Consider the following 18,643-nt stretch of genomic DNA (forward strand, 5'->3'; position numbering starts at 1 on the left):
GGGATGGAAGTTTGAATTTAAAAATTAATGGTAACCAACTTGAAGTGCCAGAGAGTGTAAAAACAGTGGCTGAGCTACTTACACATTTAGAGTTAGATAACAGAATTGTAGTAGTAGAGCGTAATAAAGATATTTTACAAAAAGGTGATCATACAGATACATCTGTTTTTGATGGAGACCAAATTGAGATTGTAACTTTCGTAGGAGGCGGTTGATTATGTTAAACATTGGACCATTTTCATTTCATTCTAGACTTTTATTAGGAACAGGGAAATTCCCTGATTTTGATGTACAGCAAAAGGCAATTGATGTATCTGAGGCTGAGGTTTTAACGTTCGCAGTACGTCGTATGGATATATTTGATGCAAAGCAGCCTAATTTATTAGAGAAACTTGATGTGAAAAAATATAAGTTATTACCGAATACAGCTGGAGCAAAAAATGCTGAAGAAGCTGTTCGTATTGCAAAATTAGCAAAAGCTTCGGGGCTTTGCGATATGATCAAAGTAGAAGTTATTGGTGATGATAGAACGTTATTACCTGATCCAATAGAAACGTTAAAGGCATCTGAAATGTTACTAGAAGAAGGATTTATCGTACTTCCGTATACATCTGATGATGTTGTATTAGCACGTAAATTACAAGAACTAGGTGTGCATGCAATTATGCCAGGAGCATCACCAATCGGTTCAGGGCTTGGTATTGTAAATCCGTTAAATTTAAGCTTTATTATTGAACAAGCGACAGTACCAGTTATCGTTGATGCTGGTATTGGTAGTCCAGCTGATGCGGCATTTGCAATGGAATTAGGAGCGGATGGCGTGTTATTAAATACAGCTGTGTCAGGAGCAAAAGATCCTATTAAGATGGCATACGCAATGAAATTAGGTATCGAGGCAGGGCGCATTGGCTTTGAAGCGGGGCGTATTGCATGTAAACGTTGTGCAACTGCAAGTAGTCCTTTAGAAGGAATGAGCGTAGTTGAATAATCGATATTCTCGCCAAGAATTATTTTCTCCAATTGGAGAAGAAGGGCAACGAAAAATAAGAGAAAAGCATGTACTCATTATCGGTGCAGGTGCATTAGGTAGTGCAAATGCAGAGATGTTTGTAAGAGCAGGTGTTGGCACAGTAACGATTGTTGATCGAGATTATGTCGATTGGAGTAATTTACAAAGGCAACAATTGTACGCAGAGAGTGATGTAGAAAATAATCTACCGAAGGCTGTAGCGGCAAAAAAACGTCTAGCAGAGATCAATCGTGAAGTAAGAGTAAAGGCTCTCGTTCAAGATGTAACAGCTGAGGAATTAGAAGAACTCGTTACAAACGTAGATGTAATGATTGATGCAACTGATAATTTCGAAACACGTTTTATTGTGAATGATATAGCGCAAAAACATTCTATTCCATGGATTTACGGAGCATGTGTAGGGAGTTACGGCCTTTCTTACACAATTCTTCCTAGTAAAACGCCATGTTTATCTTGTTTATTACAATCGATTCCGCTTGGCGGGGCGACATGTGATACAGCGGGCATTATATCACCTGCTGTATCTCTCGTCGTTTCTCATCAAGTAACGGAAGCTCTTAAATTGTTAGTGGAAGATTATGAATTACTTCGAGATGGACTTGTGTCGTTTGATGTGTGGAAGAATGAATATTCATGTATGAATGTGCAAAAGCTTCGTAAGCATAACTGTCCTTCGTGCGGAGAGAATGCGATATACCCGTATTTAAATAAAGAAAACACATCTAAAACAGCAGTTTTATGCGGGAGAAATACAGTTCAAATTAGACCACCTCATAAAGAGGAAATGGATTTTGAACGATACAAAGAGCTGCTGAAAGATCGCGTAAATGATTTAAATGTAAATCCATATTTATTATCATTTTCAGTTGAAGAAAAGAGATTAGTTGCTTTCAAAGATGGGCGTGTACTCGTACACGGAACGAAAGATATAAGTGAAGCAAAAACAATTTATCATCGCTATTTTGGATAGAAAAGGATGAGTGGGATGAAAGTAAATAAAGCTTTAACAATTGCAGGATCGGATAGCGGCGGCGGTGCCGGTATTCAAGCAGATTTAAAAACATTCCAAGAGCTTGGTGTGTATGGGATGACGGCAATTACGGCAATTACTGCTCAAAATACGCTTGGTGTGCAAGGGGTATATCCAGTTCCATTAGAAGGTATTAAGGAACAGCTGAATTCAATTGGTACGGATTTAACACCAGATGCTGTGAAACTAGGAATGTTATTTAGCAGTGAAATTATTCAAATTGTAGCAGAACATATTAATAAGTTTGGGTGGAATAATATTGTACTAGATCCTGTTATGATTGCTAAGGGCGGTGCATCATTATTACAGCAGGAAGCAGTACAAGCATTAAAAGAATATTTATTACCAGTAGCAACCGTTGTAACACCGAATGTTCCTGAGGCAGAAGTGTTAACAGGGATGGAGATTCATAATGTTGAAGAAAGTAAGGAAGCTGCGAAAGTACTGCATGAATTAGGTGCGAAATACGTGCTTATGAAGGGTGGCCATGCAGAGTATCAAGGTAATGAAGTAATTGATTTACTCTTTGATGGTGAGCAATTTATCGAATTTAGAAGTGAACGAATTCCTTCAAAGCAAACGCATGGAAGTGGGTGTACATTTGCTTCAGGGGTTACAGCAGGACTTGCGAAAGGATACTCGATTGAACAGGCAGTTCAAGAAGCTAAACGATTTATTAGTATAGCAATTGAAGAGCCTTTGAATATTGGAAGTGGTCATGGGCCGACGAATCATTTTGCATATAAAGTGAATAAAACGCGTGTATAAGTAAGTGGAAAGTCAGTTTTGTAACTGGCTTTTTTTCTGTTTACTTTTTCCAATTACAGGAGTAATATATCAGCCAGAATACATTTTTGTAATACGCTGAGTCCAATTGTATGGAGCGGAGGAACCAATTTGTGCAGTGCCACTAGGGGTGAATCTTTCAATTTTGAAAGTAGGGCTACTCTCAAAGTCCGAATCCGACAGCTAACTTCGTAAGCGTCTTGAGAGAGGACGGTGCCATGATGGATACATCACTTCATCGATCTGATTAGTATAGGGGAATATCAATCTATGTTTGAGTTCTTTTATGCTAAGGAGGATGAGGTACATGGAATTAACACTTATTTGTGTTGGAGAAGAAAGCAAGGTAAATAGTTTAAGAGATTTAGTAGCATTTCAACATGAGTTAATTATTTTTACAGCAAATGAAGAGATAGCTGCTGAAGTTAGGAATTGTGGGTTTGATTGGACTTATAGCTGTAGTAAGGCGCAAGATTTTACTAGTATTTATGAGTGTATTAAGAAGGTGATTTTACTAGGGGATGAGCTTCCAATCATTAGTTTCTTCACAGAACACATTCGCTTTTCTTTTCAAGCACCTATTACTGTTGTTACAAGGAATAAACGATATCCAGCGAGGCTCTATGAAACAATTGGAGCTACATTTGTCGTGTTTACGAATTGTGATAATATTTCTTTTTTATTTTTTGAATAGGGCGGGGGAAAAAAGATGAAGGTGTTGTTACTAGGAGATATAGCGAATCGTTGGGCGGTATCAGTAGAGCGAGTTCAAGAATTGGTGGTGCTTGACCCTATTTTTCCAATGCCCTATATCATATTGCCATCGAAAGACGCTTTATATTTAAAAACAGATGTTATCGAATATGAGCAGCTACATGCAGAATTGTCACAAGTTTATATTCGCGGGAGAAATTTGCGCGCGTTTTTGCGTGGAGAATAAATAGTGAAAAAAAGAGCGAATGCTAAGTGCAACAAGCTATGCACTTCATGTCATGCGCTCTTTTTATTTCGTATTTAAAAGATTATTTTTGTGAAAAAGAAAGAAAAGACGAGAAAACAGATGAAATCATATTAATAACACTCAATGTAAGCGTTTAAATAGATGGATATTTTCTTATTTTCAGTAATTTAGCTCTTTACAAGTTAAATATAGAGGAGTATATTTACTCTCATAAATCATTCATAAAATTTCCAAAAAACCTAAAATCGCTGAGTTCCAGAAATGGAGCGGGGGAACCAATTTTGTGCATCGTCACTTGGGGTGAATCTTTCAGTTTTGAAAGTAGGGCTACTCTTTAGGCCCGAATCCGACAGCTAACCTCGTAAGCGTTTAGAGAGGAGGTTTACTTTGTGTTGTTCATTTCGAACACTAAGTAGAGCTTAGTGTTCTTTTTTTGATAATTTAATGGTAAATTTTTACAGGAAAGAGGGGTAGCTATGTTAGATGTTGTAATGATCGGGATTTTTGTTGTGTTAGTCGCATCGATGGTAAGTCTTGCAAGTTGGTCAGATAAAGTTGTGAAAGAAGGGAAGCAATCATGACGGTTGCCTTATCGGTTATTGTTGCAGCAATTACGATGTACTTAGTGTATGCATTATTAAATCCAGAAAAGTTTTAATTAGGGGGAATCATTCATTATGATTTGGGTCGCAGTTGTTATTACAATGCTGTTGTTTATTCTTGTGGCAAAGCCAATGGGGATTTATTTAGAGAAAGCCTTTCAAGGTAGTAAAAAGTTAGATAAAGTATTCGGGCCTTTTGAAAAACTTATTTTTAAAATTACGGGTGTAAAAGAATACAATCAAACGTGGAAACAGTACGCATTGTCATTAGTTTTATTAAATGGATTTATGATTGTTGTCGTATATTTCATTTTCAGACTACAAGGAGTATTGCCATTAAATCCAGCACACATTGAAGGGATGGAGCCTACGCTCGCTTTTAATACAGCAATTAGTTTTATGGCTGATACAAACTTACAGCATTATAGCGGTGAAAATGGCTTATCTTATTTATCACAATTAATCGGAATTACATTTTTAATGTTTGCAGCACCAGCAACGACGTTAGCACTTGTAATGGCGTTTATAAGAGGGCTTGCTGGGAAGGAACTTGGTAACTTTTTCGTTGATTTTACGAGAGCACTAACGAGAGTATTTCTTCCTATCGCATTTATTGCGGCACTAGTCTTTGTCGCACTCGGTGTACCACAAACGTTAGACGGGGCCGTTACAGCACAAACAATCGATGGGGCAAAGCAAAGTATATTACGTGGGCCTGTTGCATCATTCGTGTCCATTAAGGAACTCGGAAATAACGGCGGTGGATTTTTCGGAGCAAACTCTACACATCCTTTCGAAAATCCAGGGCAAATGAGTAATATTTTACAAATGATGCTTATGATGTTATTGCCAACAGCACTTCCATTTACGTACGGACGAATGGTAGGAAATAAAAAACAAGGTCGTATCCTTTTCGTATCACTATTCATGGTGTTTTTACTAGGATTTATAACGATTACTACATCTGAATTACATGGGAATCCAGCGTTAAATGGAATGGGCATCGAACATGTACAAGGGAGTACAGAAGGAAAAGAAGTACGATTTGGAACAGTATTTTCTTCCCTATACGCAACAGTGACGACAGCTGCTGAAACAGGAGCCGTTAATACGATGCATGATACGTTAACACCAATTGGCGGGTTAGTACCACTCGTAAATATGATGTTAAATACAGTGTATGGCGGCGTTGGAGCAGGTTTTGTGAACATTATTATGTATGCGATTATAGCAGTCTTTATATCTGGATTGATGGTTGGACGGACACCAGAGTTTTTAGGTAAGAAAATTGAAGGTAAGGAAATGAAATTAATTGCGGTAACGATACTATTTCATCCACTACTTATTTTAGGGTTTTCAGCATTAGCTCTTTCAACAAATTTAGGAACGGATGCCATTTCGCATTCTGGTTTCCACGGTTTAACGCAAGTTGTATATGAGTATACATCGTCAGCTGCGAATAACGGATCTGGATTTGAAGGATTAGCGGATAATACACCGTTTTGGAATATTACCACTGGTTTGGTTATGTTTTTAGGACGCTATTTCAGCTTAATAACGATGCTAGCTGTTGCAGCTTCATTGAAAGAAAAGACAGTAGTACCAGAAACAGTCGGAACGTTCCGTACAGATAATAGTTTGTTTGGCGGCATTTTCATCGGAACAATTGTAATTGTCGGTGCATTAACATTCTTCCCGATGTTAGTACTCGGCCCAATTGCAGAATTTCTTACATTGAAGTAATGGAGGGTAAATGATGAGACCGGTAGTAGTAAAAGAAAAGAGAGTAAATGAGTCACAAATACATGCTGTAGAAGATGAAGTTAGACAAGCGAAAACGATGGATCGTGATATCGTGAAACATGCGATGAAACAATCCTTTGCGAAATTGAATCCGAAAGTCATGATAAAGAATCCGATTATGTTCGTTGTAGAAATTGGATTTATCATTACGTTCATTTTATCGTTTCTTCCAAGTCGTTCTAGTAGTGTACCAGGATGGTTTAATATAACAGTTTCTCTCATTCTATTATTTACAGTTTTATTTGCTAACTTTGCAGAAGCGTTAGCGGAAGGACGAGGGAAAGCGCAAGCCGATTCTTTAAAACAGTCGAAGAAAGATGTGTTTGCAAATGTTGTAAAGGAAAATGGAGACATTGTTCAAGTTTCAGCAACTGATCTGAGAAAAGATGACGTTGTTATTGTAAAACAAGGAGAAATGATTCCGAGTGATGGGGAAGTAATTAAAGGATTAGCGTCTGTTGATGAATCTGCGATTACAGGGGAATCCGCTCCTGTAATAAAAGAAGCGGGCGGCGATTTTTGTTCCGTAACAGGCGGGACCATGGTCGTAAGTGATGAGATTACAATTGTCATTACGAGTAATCCTGGTGAATCATTTATTGATAAAATGATTTCGTTAGTAGAAGGAGCTGCTCGTCAAAAAACGCCGAATGAGATTGCTTTAAATACAGTATTAACGAGTTTAACGCTTATTTTCTTAATCGTTGTTGTGACGTTGCCGATTTTTACAAACTATTTAGGATTTCAAATTGATACAGCTGTACTTGTAGCGTTGTTAGTTTGTTTAATTCCAACGACAATTGGTGGTTTATTATCAGCAATTGGTATTGCCGGGATGGACCGCGTGACAAAGTTTAATGTGTTAGCGATGTCGGGTAAAGCAGTAGAAGCTGCGGGTGATATTAATACAATCATTTTAGATAAAACAGGTACGATTACTTTCGGGAACCGAATGGCACATACATTGCTTCCTGTAGGAAATGAGACGATTGAGCAAGTAGGGAAATGGGCTGCGATTAGTTCAGTCTTAGATGAAACACCAGAAGGCCGATCAGTTATAGAATATGTAAAAATGAAATCTATATCATATAATCGAGAAATCGCAGAACAAGGTGAGTTTGTTCCGTTTAAAGCAGAAACGAGAATGAGTGGTGTTGATTTACAGGACGGAACGAAAGTGAGAAAAGGTGCTGTAGGTAGCGTAATTGAATGGGTTAGGTCACAAGGTGGAACGATTCCGAAAGATGTAAATCAAAAAGCAGATTCCATTTCCAAAGAGGGCGGGACACCACTTGTAGTTGCAGTGGATAATCGTATTTACGGTTTAATTTATTTAAAGGATACAGTAAAGCCAGGTATGCGTGAGCGTTTTGAACAATTGCGCCAAATGGGGATTAAAACGGTTATGTGTACAGGTGATAACCCGTTAACAGCAGCAACGATTGCAAAAGAAGCAGGGGTAGATGAGTTTGTTGCTGAGTGTAAGCCAGAAGATAAAATTGCGGTTATTAAAGCAGAGCAAGATAAAGGGAAACTTGTAGCGATGACGGGTGATGGTACAAATGATGCGCCGGCATTAGCGCAGGCTGACGTTGGATTAGCGATGAATAGTGGTACGACAGCTGCGAAAGAAGCAGCGAATATGATTGATTTAGATTCGAATCCGACAAAAATTATTGAGGTTGTAGGAATTGGTAAGCAATTGTTAATGACGCGTGGTGCGTTAACGACGTTTAGTATTGCGAACGATATTGCAAAATATTTTGCAATCATTCCAGCAATGTTTACACTTGCGATTCCGCAAATGGAAGCATTAAACATTATGAAACTAACATCACCACTGTCAGCGATTTTATCAGCATTAATATTTAATGCAGTTATTATTCCATTACTCATTCCATTGGCGATGAAAGGTATCGCATATAAACCGATGAGTTCGAATGCACTACTTGGCCGAAACCTACTTATTTACGGGCTTGGCGGGGTTATTGTACCGTTCATTGGAATTAAAGTAATTGATATAATTGTCGGCTTGTTCATATAAGGAAGAGGGGAAAAAGATGGCGAAGAAACAAAATATACTATCACCAATCATCCGTATTACTTTTACATTTTTAGTGTTGTGCGGGCTTGTATATCCGCTTATTGTTACTGGTATTGCACAAGCAGTAATGAAGGATAATGCGGATGGAAGTTTAATATATAATGATAAAAATGAAGTGATTGGTTCTAAATTAATTGGCCAAAATTTTACAGATCCACGTTATTTTCATGGGCGTGTTTCTAGTATTGAATATAAGGCAGAAGCATCTGGTTCAAATAACTATGCACCGTCTAATCCAGATTTAGAGAAACGAGTAGAGAAAAGTATTGAAGAGTGGAAGAAACAAAACCCAACTGTTCCAGTTACAGAAGTGCCGATCGATTTAGTGACAAATTCAGGTTCAGGGCTTGATCCTGATATTAGTCCGAAGGCAGCTTCTGTACAGGTAGAGCGTATCTCAAAAATAACGAAAGTTCCGAAAGAAACGTTAGATCAATTGATTAAAGATCAAACGGAAGGTGCGGCACTTGGCTTATTTGGAGAGAGCCGCGTAAATGTTTTAAAGTTAAATTTAGAATTACAGAAACTACTGAAATAGTAACAGTGCTACCTCAATCTAACGGATTGAGGTAGTGTTGTTTCGAAAGAAAGGTTGTGAATGTTTTGTATGCGGATGACTATAAACCAACGTTTCAAAGGCGAACACCAGAAGAGTATTTAGAATATATTCGTCAGCAAAACCGCGGGAAGTTAAAGCTATATGTAGGTGCGGCTCCAGGAGTAGGGAAAAGTTATAAAATGCTACTTGATGCTAGAGAGATGAAAAAGGATGGTATTGATATTGTAATTGGTTTAATTGAAACACATGGGAGGGAAGAGACAGAAGAAGCGATTGCTGATTTAGAAACAGTCCCTTTAAAAGAAATAGATTATAAAGGAAAGGGATTTTATGAGCTTGATGTGGAAGGAATTATAAAGCGGGCACCACAAATTGTTGTTGTGGATGAACTTGCGCATAGTAATATTCCCGGATCGAAAAATAAGAAACGTTACATGGATGTGCAGGAATTGTTAGATGCCGGTATATCTGTATTATCAGCATTTAATATTCAACATTTAGAAAGTGTTCATGACATTGTAGCTCAAATTACAAATGTAAAAGTAAGAGAGCGTATTCCAGATTTTATTTTGCAAAAAGCAAATGAAATTCAACTTGTTGATGCAACACCTGAGGTACTCCGGAAGAGATTAATCGATGGAAAGATATATAAGGAAGAAAAAATTCAACAAAGCTTACAAAACTTCTTTACGCTTAATAATTTAGGGGCACTAAGAGAATTGTCGCTTCGTGAAGTTGCAGATGATATGGATGAGAAAATTAGCCAAACAGTTATAGAACCAATTGGGGTGAAAGAAAAAATTCTCGTTTGTGTGCAATACAGTTCAACAGCAGAGAAATTAATACGGAGAGGTTGGCGCATGGCTGATCGATTAAACGCTGAATTGTATGTCTTAAACGTAGAGCGGGAAAATATTGATTCACTTTCAGTAGGGAAAAAGCAAACAATTGAAGAGTGGAAGTTGCTAACGAATCAATTTGATGCGAGTTTTGTTTTAGAAGAGGCAAAAGGAAGAAAGCCAGCGGATGTTATTATTGAAGTCGCGAAAAGACTACAAGTAACGCAAATTTTACTCGGGCAATCGGCAAGAACAAGATGGGAAGAAATTCGAAAAGGTTCAATTGTAAATGAAATTATGAGAGAAACGAAGTATATTGATATTCATATCGTTGCGGATCAAAGAGTTTAAAATAGAGACCATCTATAGGTCTCTATTTTGCTTTTTGTACAGCCTGAAAACGTAGCATTTTCATTGCGCATAAAATGATAAATAGAAATGTAATTGCACCTAGGAAGAAAATCCAAAAGTAATTTTGATTAAATACAAGAAATCCACCTACAAGTGGCCCTGTGCCCATACCGAGATAGCGGATGAAGTTGTACATACCGATAGCAGTTGCGCGTTCTTGTACGAATTTCTCCGTTAATAAAGTAGTGTGAGTTGGCATAGAAAGTCCCATACTAAAACCGTATAAAGAGGTGCCGATAATGATGAATGAGATATTGATGCTATATGTGAAAGAGAATAAAGTGACACATATAATATTGAAGAAACTAGTGATGAATAAAGCTTGCTTTGTTGTGAGGCGTTTTTGCAAAAGCTTGTAGCAATAACTTCCTAACATAATAGAAAGGGACATCGGTACAAATATAAGACCAATTTTACTGGCAGTTAAGTGAAATAAGTTTGTTAAAATGCTTGGTAAAAAAACGAGGAAGCAAAAGTAAATACAAAATTGAATGAAGCCAATAAGAGTAATAGAAAATCCAGTTTTATTTTTTAAGATAAACCAGTAACTCTTTTTTGCTTGCGGTTGTTTAATTACAGTTGATTTTGTTTCTGGAAGTAGTGAAATGTTTATAATTAATAAGAGAATGCCAAGTGTAGATAAAAATAAAAATACGGATAAATGGCCATTTATACTGCCGAGATAACCACCTATAAGAGGGCCAATTGCAGGTGCGAGAGCAAGTAACATTTGATACAGGCTCATCGCTTCTCCGCGTTCTTTTTCTTCAAATAAATCACCGATAATCGTTGCTGCAACTACAGGGATAGCTGCTATTCCTATAGCTTGAACAGCCCTAAAAAATAGAAATAAATAAATGTTCGCCGAAAAAGTACATCCGATTGAACCAATTGTACTAATGATTAAACTAGGGATAAGGACAGATTTTCTCCCTTTTGTATCAATTAAAGGTCCATATATGAGCTGCATAATTGCAAGAATGAATGTGAATAGTGAAACTGTTAAATTTACTAGATAAAGAGAAGTGTGAAAAGAAGCTTGAATCATAGGCAAGATAGGTGTGTAAATATTTTGAGCGAAGGAACCGAGTAAGGCACTCATACAGATAACGTATAAAATGAAATGTAGTTTGGATTTTTTCATTATGTTAACCTCCTTGTAATTTAGTTTCCTTGGAAACTAAATTTATTTTAACATATTTTTCTCACTTGTAAATATGAAAAAATGATTTTAAAATGGTATATAGTTAAATTGTTTCTTTGGAAACTTAGGGGGCGATCGGATTGGAACGTACAATGAAACAAATGGAAATACTTTCGGACATTCGTACACTTTTGCATAAAAAAGAAGAACATTTGAAAGGGCAAAATGAGAAGTTTCTTCGTGAGACAGGTATAAGTGGTATGTCTTTATCTGAATTACATGTGATCGAGTGTATCGGAAAAAATGCTCTGATGAATGTAACTGCTATTACGACAGAAATAGGAATGACAAAGGGGGCAATCTCTAAAATTTGTACAAAGTTGTTTCAAAAGCAATTCGTTGAGAAGATGCAAATGTTAGATAATCAAAAAGAAATTTTCTTTCGCTTAACGGAAAGCGGAAATGAAATATATAAAGCTCATGATAAACTGCATAAACAAGCTGAAGAAAAGTGGCTGCTACTGTTAGATGGATATACGGAAGAAGAGCAAGATTTTATTCAAAGGTTTATAAAGGATGTCTCCAAACATTTGGAAATATAATTGGAAGAAAAAACTCCTTTATTTCAAGCCTTTTGAATATAATTTCTAAAAAAACTCATATATAATAGAGAAAGATACTTAACATAGTGAATAATTAAAGAGTCAATATATAAAGAGGAGAGAATAACATGCTTGAAAATACGGGATTAGTATTAGAAGGCGGCGGTATGCGTGGTGTATATACGGGCGGGATATTAGAATATTTTATGGAACAAGATTTATATTTTCCATATGTAATTGGTGTATCAGCTGGTGCTTGTCATGCAGCGTCGTATCTTTCCAGACAAAGAAATAGAAATAAAACAGTAAATATTGATTATGCATCACACCCACAATATTTATCGTATAAAAATTTATGGAGAAAACGCCAATTGTTTGATATGGAGTTCATTTTTCATGAAATTCCAGAAAAACATGTTCCGTTTGACTTTGAAACATATTTTAATAGTCCAGAGCGTTTCCTTGTAGGCACAACAGATTGTGAAACAGGACAGTCTGTTTATTTTGAAAAAGAGGGAACGAATGATGATGCACTAAATTTATTACAAGCATCTAGTTCATTACCTTTCATTGCACCTGTAGTAAATTACCGTGGTAAGCAGTTATTAGATGGAGGAATTTCTGATCCGATTCCAGTTCGTAAAGCGCAAGAAGATGGATTTAAAAAATCAGTCGTTATTTTAACGAGAAATCATGGTTATGCTAAGAAAAAATCAAAGTTTGGATGGGTGGCAGCGAAAGCTTATAAAAAATATCCGAAACTTGTTAATACGATGTTGAATCGTTATGAAGTATATAATGAAACACTTCACTACATTGAAAAAGAAGAGCAAGCTGGGAACTTATTTGTTATTCGCCCAGAAGTACAGCTTCAAGTAGATCGTATGGAAAAAGATACGGCAAAACTACAAAATCTATATGAGCAAGGCTATGAAGATGCAAAGAGACAGTTTGCAGATTTACAGTCGTTTTTACAAAAATAAGTATGAGGCTGTGGAGAAGAGTTTCTCCGCAGCCTTTTTATTATTGGTTTGAATGTCGAATGCCGGTTATACACGTCTAGTGACATGGTATAATGTGGATAAAAGTATGTGAAGAGGTACAGGTGAATGAAAAATATTAATAATTTTTAACTCCTTTTATCTTTTTCATAGTTTAGGAATAGTGGAGGCTTTCGTATGATTTTCTTATTTGTAGTATATTTTGTGATCATTATGACATTAGTAATTACGTTTCTTCTTTCAAAAAAATCATATAAGAAGCCTATTATTAAATATATACCAACGTTAATATTGTTTATTTTGGCTTTCATTTCTTCTGTTATGTTTGTATTGAATAACGGAATGGGAGAGCTGATGATAGCGGTATTTTTAGGGATTACAGCGATAGTGAACGGTCTCTTACTTCTTGTATTGAAAGTAGTTCGTTTGGTTGTCGCAAAAGGAAAATAGAGCATCGAAATTCGATGCTCTATTTTTTATGTATAAAAAAATCCCTCTTTATGAGGGATTTTAATGTGGTAAGAAAATTAATTGATAAGCGAACAAGATTCCGAATACATACACAAGTGGGTGAACAGAACGGAATTTACCTTTTGCCACTTTCATAAGTGGGTATGAAATAAATCCAAGTGCGATACCTGTTGCGATACTTGATGTAAGTGGCATGCTTAAGATTACTAAGAATGCTGGGAATGCTTCATCAAATGCGTCCCAATCGATGTGGCGAACTGATCCCATCATAAGACTACCAACGATAATTAATGATGGTGCAGTAATAGCTGATACACCAGAAACGGCACTTACTAATGGTCCGAAGAATGCTGCTAGTGCAAATAGAACAGCTACTGTAACAGTTGTTAAACCAGTACGACCACCAGCTGCAACACCAGCAGATGATTCAATGTACGCTGTTGATGGTGTTGTTCCAAACATAGAACCGATTGTTGCTGAGAATGAGTCAGATAGAAGAGCTCGTCCAGCTTTTGGAAGCTTTCCATCTTTCATAAATCCACCTTGTTGAGCAACGCCAAGTAATGTACCTGTTGTATCGAATAATGTAACAAGGAAGAATGAAAATACAACGCCGTATAATCCGTAGTTAATTACATCAGATACAGCAGTAATTGGATTGGAAACGATGATTCCTTCTGGTAATCCAGGCATTGATGTAACGCCGTTTGAGAACGATAATTGTCCTGTGAAGTAAGCGATAATACCAGTTAATAGCATTCCGATAAATAGTGCACCATTTACATTTAAAGACATAAGGACAATTGTAATTCCAAGTCCGGCTAATGCTAGTAGTACTGGAGCAGAGTGAAGATCACCAAGTCCAACTAAGTTTGCATCGTTTTTTGTAACGATACCTGTTAAACGTAAACCGATAAAGGCGATGAAAAGACCGATACCAGCAGTAATTGCATGTTTTAAGTTTTCAGGAATTGCTTCCATTAATTTTGTACGGAAAGATGTGAATGATAACAAAATTAAAATCATACCTGCTACGAATACAGCAGAGAATGCAATTGCGAAAGTCATGCCTTCATGAGCTTTTACAACAGAATAAGAGAAGTAAGCATTTAATCCCATACCTGGTGCAATTGCGATTGGTAAGTTTGTAAAGATTGCCATAAATAATGTTCCGACAACAGCAGCGATAATTGTTGCTGTAAATGCTTGTTCAAATGGAACACCTGCATCCCCAAGGATAACAGGGTTTACCACAATGATATATGCCATTGTTAAGAAGGTAATAATACCTGCCATAATTTCAGTTTTAATAGAAGTTTTATGTTTTGAAAGGTTAAACATATAAACATCCTTTCTGTTTACGAATAATTTTCACAACAGTTATATATAATATTCGTTTTTTAACTATTTTGCAATAGTTTTGCTTAAAAAGTTTACAACAATTCATATTTTGTGTCTTAAATTCGAATATTAATCGTAACATGATGTGTGAATTTCAGTTTTTATTATGCACATTATAAGGAAAAGGAGTTGAAAGAAGATATGCCACAGCAAAAAAACTTTGTAACAATGCCTGCGCAACATCAAAATAAACAGCCTGGCATTGAATCATTAATGAATCCTCTACCGCAGTTTGAAGATCCCAATTATAAAGGAAGCGAAAAGTTAAAAGGAAAGAATGTATTAATTACAGGTGGAGATAGCGGAATTGGACGAGCTGTTTCCATCGCTTTTGCGAAAGAGGGAGCAAATATTGCGATTGCGTATTTAGATGAGGAGGAAGATGCAAATAAGACGAAACAATATGTTGAGAAAGAAGGGGTAAAGTGTGTATTGTTGCCGGGTGATTTAAGTAATGAACAGCATTGTAAAGATATTGTAGAAGAGACCGTTCGGCAGCTAGGTAGTTTGAACGTCTTAGTAAATAATGTCGCGCAGCAGTATCCGCAGCAAGGGCTAGAGTATATTACAGCAGAACAGCTAGAAAAGACTTTTCGTATTAATATTTTTTCTTATTTTCACGTTACGAAAGCAGCACTTTCTCATTTAAAGCAAGGGGATGTCATTATAAATACAGCGTCTATCGTTGCATATGAAGGAAATGAAACGTTAATTGATTACTCGGCAACGAAAGGAGCAATCGTAGCTTTTACAAGATCACTTTCTCAGTCGTTAGTGCAAAAAGGAATTCGTGTAAATGGTGTTGCGCCGGGACCAATTTGGACACCACTTATCCCGTCAAGCTTTGATGAGAAGAAAGTATCACAGTTTGGGAGCAATGTCCCGATGCAAAGACCTGGTCAACCATATGAATTAGCGCCAGCATACGTATACTTAGCGTCTGGCGATTCATCCTATGTTACCGGACAAATGATACATGTAAATGGGGGCGTTATTGTAAATGGATAGTTTTCATTTATAAGAGCAAAGTAAAGCTAATTCTACTTATTATATTGAGCGCTAGGGGAGGGATATAGATAAAAAAATTATGTTTCGTCATACTATTATTTTTCATCCTACCGGTTAGTGCTTTTGCTGATACAGATCATCTAATATTAGTGAATCTTACGACAAACCAATTATCTTTTTTTGAAAATGGAAATTATACAAAGACATTCCCCGTAACAACTGGAAGAGACCGTACACCTACGCCTGAAGGTAGTTTTTGTATTATAACTAAATTTAAAAATAAAGAATATCATCGAAAAAAAATAGCTGGGGGTGCACCGAATAATCCTCTCGGTACGCGTTGGTTAGGTTTGGATAAAAAGGAGTACGCGATTCATGGAACAAATCGGGAATGGACGATTGGAAGCCGAGAATCGAATGGCTGTATTCGCATGCATGACAGGGATATACAATGGTTATATGACCGAGTCCAATTGCAAACAAAAGTGATCATTTCTCGTTTTCATACGAGCCCCGAATATGAAGCGAATAAGCTTGGTTACCGCGTTGTGAGCTGGAATGGTCGTAAAGTAGAAGAAGAGCAAATTGGCATGCTTACGTTAGTAGACCGTGCCGATATATATTGGCAAGAACCAAATGGGCAGTTAACAAAAGTGAAAACGGTATTGCCAAACGAAAGATATCCAGTGTATTCAAAACGAAAAGATGGAATATATTATATAGGAAACAATTTGTATATTGTGGATGAAACAGGAGAAAAAATTCGTTATGAGCAAATTCCTTCTTCGGTTTTAAGTAATATATATAAACGGAAATATAATGTTCCGTTATAGGCTACCGTATTATAGACGGTAGCTTATTTCTACTTCGAGTTTAACTGCAACTATTGTATTTTGCTGAATATAATACAGTACAGATAGGGGGACGGTTACATTATGAAAAGTGAATTTGCTTTTAAAATTTTCTTAGTAACGACCTGTTTATTTATCGTGTATTTGTATGCGTTTCTCGTTTTTTCTTTTTATGTTCCATATGTTGATTTAATATTGTTCTTCGGATTTATTTGGGCATTTGTGAAAGCGAGAGAAGGAGAGAAGAGTATATATCGGCGCATTACCTTATGTGGGACAGTTGTTCTCGTTATTTTGTACTTTTTTATCATGCATGATTTTTGGAGGGGAATGTAAAAAAGCATACGAGTAATCGTATGCTTTTTATGTTTAATACCTTGGTTTAAAAGTATGACAACAAGTTTCTACACTCGTTGCTACAGAACTTTCTAGCGTCTCGTTTGTTAAAACCGCGCTTGTATATGAATCATTTGTATTCGAACCAGTTTCTTGTGCATCTGGTTGAACAATGATTGAACTTGCTTGACAAAAGTTACCTTGTCCCCAAAATGAGCAATTGGAAACAGAACATTTCACTTCTGGCATAAAACCCCCTCCTTATACATTAGTTTGGGACTTTACGCCCATTTCATGTGTAGAAGGAGTTTCCTTTTCTCGTTATTTCTTCGTTTGCTCAAGCCATTCTTTTAATTTGTCTTCCGGTTGTTCACCACTAATACGGCTTACTTCTTTGCCATCTTTAAAGTGAATGATTGTTGGAGTTCCTTTAATTTTATATTCATCCCAAGGAGCATCTAGTTTTTCAATATCCATAACTTTCATATCAACGTTCAAGTCTTTAGCCATTGGTACTACGACAGGAGATAGCTTTTGACAATGAACGCAAGATGTTTGATAAAAGTATACCGTTTCTTCTTTGTTCTCTTTTAAATTCTTTTGAAGATCTGAAAGAGAGATTTTGTTGGCATAGTAGTCAGGACCATTTGTCTTACTCTCAGTAGGATTATCAATTTTTTGGCTAGTAGCGTTTTTTTCTTCCATTTGTGTGACAGCAAAAATTGCTGCAAACAAGGCGATAATAATACCACCAAATATAAGCATTTTTTTCATTCTTTCATCTCCTTATTTGTTTTTTATTACAATAAAACTACAAACTGCGATTGTAATAAAGCCGATAAGCGCTAAAAACGGGATTGTAATAAAACCAAACCAGTTTATGAATTCTCCGGTGCAAGGTACACGGCCGCAAGCTGCCCCAGCAGCTGAAAATGCTGCGACTTTTTGAATTGCATAGTGATATAAAGAAATACAAGCACCGATACTTGCAATTGGTAAAGAATAACTTGCGATGCGATAATCTTTCTTTGCTACAGCGATACCAAGCCATAAAACGAATGGATACATAAAAATACGTTGATACCAACAAAGTACACAAGGCTCAAATTTCATGATTTCGGAAAAATACAGACTTCCTAGTGTAGCGATAAAAGAAGCTCCCCATGCGGTAAGTAAAGCATATTCTTGCTTTTTTTCTCGTCCCATATTTTATACCTCTCTTATAATAGTTACATACTAAATTATAGTATGAAGTAGCACAGAAAAGAAAGAAAAAATATGTTTATCAATAAAAGTTTTATAAGAGGAAACTTTTATTGATATCAATATTTAAAAAAGCGCCATTCTCCTGAAGAGAATAGCGCTATATTTTACATTTGAATTTGTTCTACTTCTTCTATATGTGACTTTTGGGATGCATGGTCAATATATTGAAATAGGAGCTGCAATTGTTTATCAACTTCTGGTAGTTCTTTACTGTATTGATAAGCGTGTAAAAAATGTTCAATACGCTTAGAAAATAGTTGATCGTTCGTTTGAACCATAAGAACGAGTAATTTATCCCAATTACAGCTATACGTGTAATAGAGAGCTTTATCATAGTCGTTATATGTTTGCACTGTGTACCCTCCTTACCGAGAGTTATATATAGTGTGTGATAAGTAAGGAGAAATACACTTGAAAGAATTTGTTAAGAAAAAAAAT

The 18,643-nt window shown here is 36.3% G+C and carries 24 protein-coding genes and 2 riboswitches; of the genes, 18 read left to right on the forward strand and 6 right to left on the reverse strand.

Going from position 1 to position 18,643, the window contains the following annotated elements; genetic code table 11:
• Positions 1-11: 11 nt before the first annotated feature.
• The 12 genes from thiS to kdpDN all read left to right on the forward strand — a co-directional run bounded on the left by thiS (position 12) and on the right by kdpDN (position 10,065).
• Positions 12-215, forward strand: coding sequence for a sulfur carrier protein ThiS (thiS, locus tag J0835_RS03880; RefSeq protein ID WP_087979493.1), 204 nt, complete (start codon positions 12-14; stop codon positions 213-215).
• 2 nt (positions 216-217) lie between these two features.
• Positions 218-988: a thiazole synthase gene (thiG, locus tag J0835_RS03885; protein WP_333728058.1), complete on the forward strand. Its 771-nt coding sequence runs from the start codon at positions 218-220 to the stop codon at positions 986-988.
• Positions 981-2,000: a thiazole biosynthesis adenylyltransferase ThiF gene (gene thiF / locus J0835_RS03890; protein WP_087979495.1), complete on the forward strand. Its 1,020-nt coding sequence runs from the start codon at positions 981-983 to the stop codon at positions 1,998-2,000. Before thiG ends, thiF begins: the two co-directional genes overlap by 8 nt.
• A 6-nt stretch (positions 2,001-2,006) precedes the next feature.
• A complete protein-coding gene (gene thiD, locus J0835_RS03895; RefSeq protein WP_140386671.1) occupies positions 2,007-2,828 on the forward strand; it encodes a bifunctional hydroxymethylpyrimidine kinase/phosphomethylpyrimidine kinase in 822 nt (273 codons plus the stop codon).
• 84 nt (positions 2,829-2,912) lie between these two features.
• Positions 2,913-3,060: riboswitch (cyclic di-AMP (ydaO/yuaA leader) on the forward strand.
• Positions 3,061-3,153: 93 nt separating this feature from the next.
• On the forward strand, positions 3,154-3,540 hold the full coding sequence (locus J0835_RS03900) for a hypothetical protein (RefSeq protein WP_140386672.1): 387 nt from the start codon (positions 3,154-3,156) through the stop codon (positions 3,538-3,540).
• A gap of 15 nt (positions 3,541-3,555) precedes the next feature.
• Positions 3,556-3,786, forward strand: a complete 231-nt coding sequence (locus J0835_RS03905) for a hypothetical protein (RefSeq protein WP_087979498.1) — start codon at positions 3,556-3,558, stop codon at positions 3,784-3,786.
• A gap of 257 nt (positions 3,787-4,043) precedes the next feature.
• A riboswitch (cyclic di-AMP (ydaO/yuaA leader) is annotated at positions 4,044-4,189 on the forward strand.
• A gap of 94 nt (positions 4,190-4,283) precedes the next feature.
• Positions 4,284-4,388 (forward strand): SipW-dependent-type signal peptide-containing protein, encoded by a 105-nt coding sequence (locus J0835_RS03910; RefSeq protein WP_000887892.1) that lies wholly within the window; start codon positions 4,284-4,286, stop codon positions 4,386-4,388.
• Complete coding sequence (gene kdpF, locus J0835_RS03915; RefSeq protein WP_087979499.1) at positions 4,385-4,465, forward strand: K(+)-transporting ATPase subunit F; 81 nt, start codon at positions 4,385-4,387, stop codon at positions 4,463-4,465. The genes J0835_RS03910 and kdpF overlap by 4 nt, the downstream gene beginning before the upstream one ends.
• Before the next feature lie 19 nt (positions 4,466-4,484).
• Positions 4,485-6,152 carry a potassium-transporting ATPase subunit KdpA gene (gene kdpA, locus J0835_RS03920; RefSeq protein WP_087979500.1) on the forward strand — a complete coding sequence of 556 codons (1,668 nt, stop codon included), beginning with the start codon at positions 4,485-4,487 and terminating at the stop codon, positions 6,150-6,152.
• 13 nt (positions 6,153-6,165) lie between these two features.
• On the forward strand, positions 6,166-8,256 hold the full coding sequence (gene kdpB / locus J0835_RS03925) for a potassium-transporting ATPase subunit KdpB (protein ID WP_140386673.1): 2,091 nt from the start codon (positions 6,166-6,168) through the stop codon (positions 8,254-8,256).
• Positions 8,257-8,272: 16 nt separating this feature from the next.
• A complete protein-coding gene (gene kdpC / locus J0835_RS03930; RefSeq protein WP_087979502.1) occupies positions 8,273-8,854 on the forward strand; it encodes a K(+)-transporting ATPase subunit C in 582 nt (193 codons plus the stop codon).
• Positions 8,855-8,910: 56 nt separating this feature from the next.
• Positions 8,911-10,065 (forward strand): KdpD-like non-kinase potassium sensor, encoded by a 1,155-nt coding sequence (gene kdpDN, locus J0835_RS03935; protein WP_087979503.1) that lies wholly within the window; start codon positions 8,911-8,913, stop codon positions 10,063-10,065.
• 22 nt (positions 10,066-10,087) lie between these two features.
• On the opposite strand, the gene J0835_RS03940 is transcribed toward kdpDN, so the two are convergent.
• Positions 10,088-11,269, reverse strand: a complete 1,182-nt coding sequence (locus tag J0835_RS03940) for an MFS transporter (protein ID WP_087979504.1) — start codon at positions 11,267-11,269, stop codon at positions 10,088-10,090.
• 152 nt (positions 11,270-11,421) lie between these two features.
• Here J0835_RS03940 and J0835_RS03945 point away from each other — a divergent pair, with 152 nt between their 5' ends.
• The 3 genes from J0835_RS03945 (at position 11,422) to J0835_RS03955 (ending at position 13,322) form a co-directional block, all read left to right on the forward strand.
• On the forward strand, positions 11,422-11,871 hold the full coding sequence (locus tag J0835_RS03945; protein WP_395940794.1) for a MarR family transcriptional regulator: 450 nt from the start codon (positions 11,422-11,424) through the stop codon (positions 11,869-11,871).
• Positions 11,872-11,999: 128 nt separating this feature from the next.
• Positions 12,000-12,854, forward strand: coding sequence for a patatin-like phospholipase family protein (locus J0835_RS03950; protein ID WP_002010670.1), 855 nt, complete (start codon positions 12,000-12,002; stop codon positions 12,852-12,854).
• A gap of 195 nt (positions 12,855-13,049) precedes the next feature.
• On the forward strand, positions 13,050-13,322 hold the full coding sequence (locus J0835_RS03955; protein ID WP_087979506.1) for a sugar ABC transporter ATPase: 273 nt from the start codon (positions 13,050-13,052) through the stop codon (positions 13,320-13,322).
• Positions 13,323-13,382: 60 nt separating this feature from the next.
• Here J0835_RS03955 and J0835_RS03960 read toward each other — a convergent pair whose 3' ends face one another.
• Positions 13,383-14,684: an NCS2 family permease gene (locus J0835_RS03960; protein ID WP_087979507.1), complete on the reverse strand. Its 1,302-nt coding sequence runs from the start codon at positions 14,682-14,684 to the stop codon at positions 13,383-13,385.
• A gap of 201 nt (positions 14,685-14,885) precedes the next feature.
• Here J0835_RS03960 and J0835_RS03965 point away from each other — a divergent pair, with 201 nt between their 5' ends.
• The 3 genes from J0835_RS03965 to J0835_RS03975 all read left to right on the forward strand — a co-directional run bounded on the left by J0835_RS03965 (position 14,886) and on the right by J0835_RS03975 (position 16,939).
• Positions 14,886-15,752: an SDR family oxidoreductase gene (locus J0835_RS03965; protein WP_087979508.1), complete on the forward strand. Its 867-nt coding sequence runs from the start codon at positions 14,886-14,888 to the stop codon at positions 15,750-15,752.
• Between the two features lie 68 nt (positions 15,753-15,820).
• Complete coding sequence (locus tag J0835_RS03970; RefSeq protein ID WP_046960268.1) at positions 15,821-16,585, forward strand: L,D-transpeptidase; 765 nt, start codon at positions 15,821-15,823, stop codon at positions 16,583-16,585.
• 102 nt (positions 16,586-16,687) lie between these two features.
• Entirely contained in the window at positions 16,688-16,939 is a 252-nt protein-coding gene (locus J0835_RS03975; RefSeq protein WP_000834190.1) for a hypothetical protein, read from the forward strand.
• A gap of 33 nt (positions 16,940-16,972) precedes the next feature.
• Here J0835_RS03975 and J0835_RS03980 read toward each other — a convergent pair whose 3' ends face one another.
• The 4 genes from J0835_RS03980 to J0835_RS03995 form a co-directional block, all read right to left on the reverse strand.
• On the reverse strand, positions 16,973-17,188 hold the full coding sequence (locus J0835_RS03980) for a DUF1540 domain-containing protein (protein WP_087979509.1): 216 nt from the start codon (positions 17,186-17,188) through the stop codon (positions 16,973-16,975).
• Between the two features lie 72 nt (positions 17,189-17,260).
• Positions 17,261-17,713: a thioredoxin family protein gene (locus tag J0835_RS03985; RefSeq protein ID WP_087979510.1), complete on the reverse strand. Its 453-nt coding sequence runs from the start codon at positions 17,711-17,713 to the stop codon at positions 17,261-17,263.
• 12 nt (positions 17,714-17,725) lie between these two features.
• Positions 17,726-18,145, reverse strand: a complete 420-nt coding sequence (locus J0835_RS03990) for a disulfide formation protein C (RefSeq protein ID WP_000532262.1) — start codon at positions 18,143-18,145, stop codon at positions 17,726-17,728.
• 164 nt (positions 18,146-18,309) lie between these two features.
• A complete protein-coding gene (locus J0835_RS03995) occupies positions 18,310-18,558 on the reverse strand; it encodes a YhdB family protein (RefSeq protein WP_048562501.1) in 249 nt (82 codons plus the stop codon).
• Positions 18,559-18,643 lie beyond the last annotated feature (85 nt).

Origin of the sequence: Bacillus cereus group sp. Sample62 (assembly GCF_036851315.1) — a bacterium.
Classification (GTDB): Bacteria; Bacillota; Bacilli; order Bacillales; family Bacillaceae_G; genus Bacillus_A; species Bacillus_A wiedmannii.

Bases quoted from the DNA above. Each gene is read 5' to 3' on its own strand.
- thiG (WP_333728058.1), top strand. From the start codon at position 218: ATGTTAAACATTGGACCATTTTCATTTCATTCTAGACTTTTATTAGGA.
- thiD (WP_140386671.1), top strand. From the start codon at position 2,007: ATGAGTGGGATGAAAGTAAATAAAGCTTTAACAATTGCAGGATCGGAT.
- J0835_RS03900 (WP_140386672.1), top strand. From the start codon at position 3,154: ATGGAATTAACACTTATTTGTGTTGGAGAAGAAAGCAAGGTAAATAGT.
- J0835_RS03905 (WP_087979498.1), top strand. From the start codon at position 3,556: ATGAAGGTGTTGTTACTAGGAGATATAGCGAATCGTTGGGCGGTATCA.
- J0835_RS03910 (WP_000887892.1), top strand. From the start codon at position 4,284: ATGTTAGATGTTGTAATGATCGGGATTTTTGTTGTGTTAGTCGCATCG.
- kdpF (WP_087979499.1), top strand. From the start codon at position 4,385: ATGACGGTTGCCTTATCGGTTATTGTTGCAGCAATTACGATGTACTTA.
- kdpA (WP_087979500.1), top strand. From the start codon at position 4,485: ATGATTTGGGTCGCAGTTGTTATTACAATGCTGTTGTTTATTCTTGTG.
- kdpB (WP_140386673.1), top strand. From the start codon at position 6,166: ATGAGACCGGTAGTAGTAAAAGAAAAGAGAGTAAATGAGTCACAAATA.
- kdpC (WP_087979502.1), top strand. From the start codon at position 8,273: ATGGCGAAGAAACAAAATATACTATCACCAATCATCCGTATTACTTTT.
- J0835_RS03940 (WP_087979504.1), bottom strand. From the start codon at position 11,269: ATGAAAAAATCCAAACTACATTTCATTTTATACGTTATCTGTATGAGT.
- J0835_RS03945 (WP_395940794.1), top strand. From the start codon at position 11,422: ATGAAACAAATGGAAATACTTTCGGACATTCGTACACTTTTGCATAAA.
- J0835_RS03950 (WP_002010670.1), top strand. From the start codon at position 12,000: ATGCTTGAAAATACGGGATTAGTATTAGAAGGCGGCGGTATGCGTGGT.
- J0835_RS03955 (WP_087979506.1), top strand. From the start codon at position 13,050: ATGATTTTCTTATTTGTAGTATATTTTGTGATCATTATGACATTAGTA.
- J0835_RS03960 (WP_087979507.1), bottom strand. From the start codon at position 14,684: ATGTTTAACCTTTCAAAACATAAAACTTCTATTAAAACTGAAATTATG.
- J0835_RS03965 (WP_087979508.1), top strand. From the start codon at position 14,886: ATGCCACAGCAAAAAAACTTTGTAACAATGCCTGCGCAACATCAAAAT.
- J0835_RS03975 (WP_000834190.1), top strand. From the start codon at position 16,688: ATGAAAAGTGAATTTGCTTTTAAAATTTTCTTAGTAACGACCTGTTTA.
- J0835_RS03980 (WP_087979509.1), bottom strand. From the start codon at position 17,188: ATGCCAGAAGTGAAATGTTCTGTTTCCAATTGCTCATTTTGGGGACAA.
- J0835_RS03985 (WP_087979510.1), bottom strand. From the start codon at position 17,713: ATGAAAAAAATGCTTATATTTGGTGGTATTATTATCGCCTTGTTTGCA.
- J0835_RS03990 (WP_000532262.1), bottom strand. From the start codon at position 18,145: ATGGGACGAGAAAAAAAGCAAGAATATGCTTTACTTACCGCATGGGGA.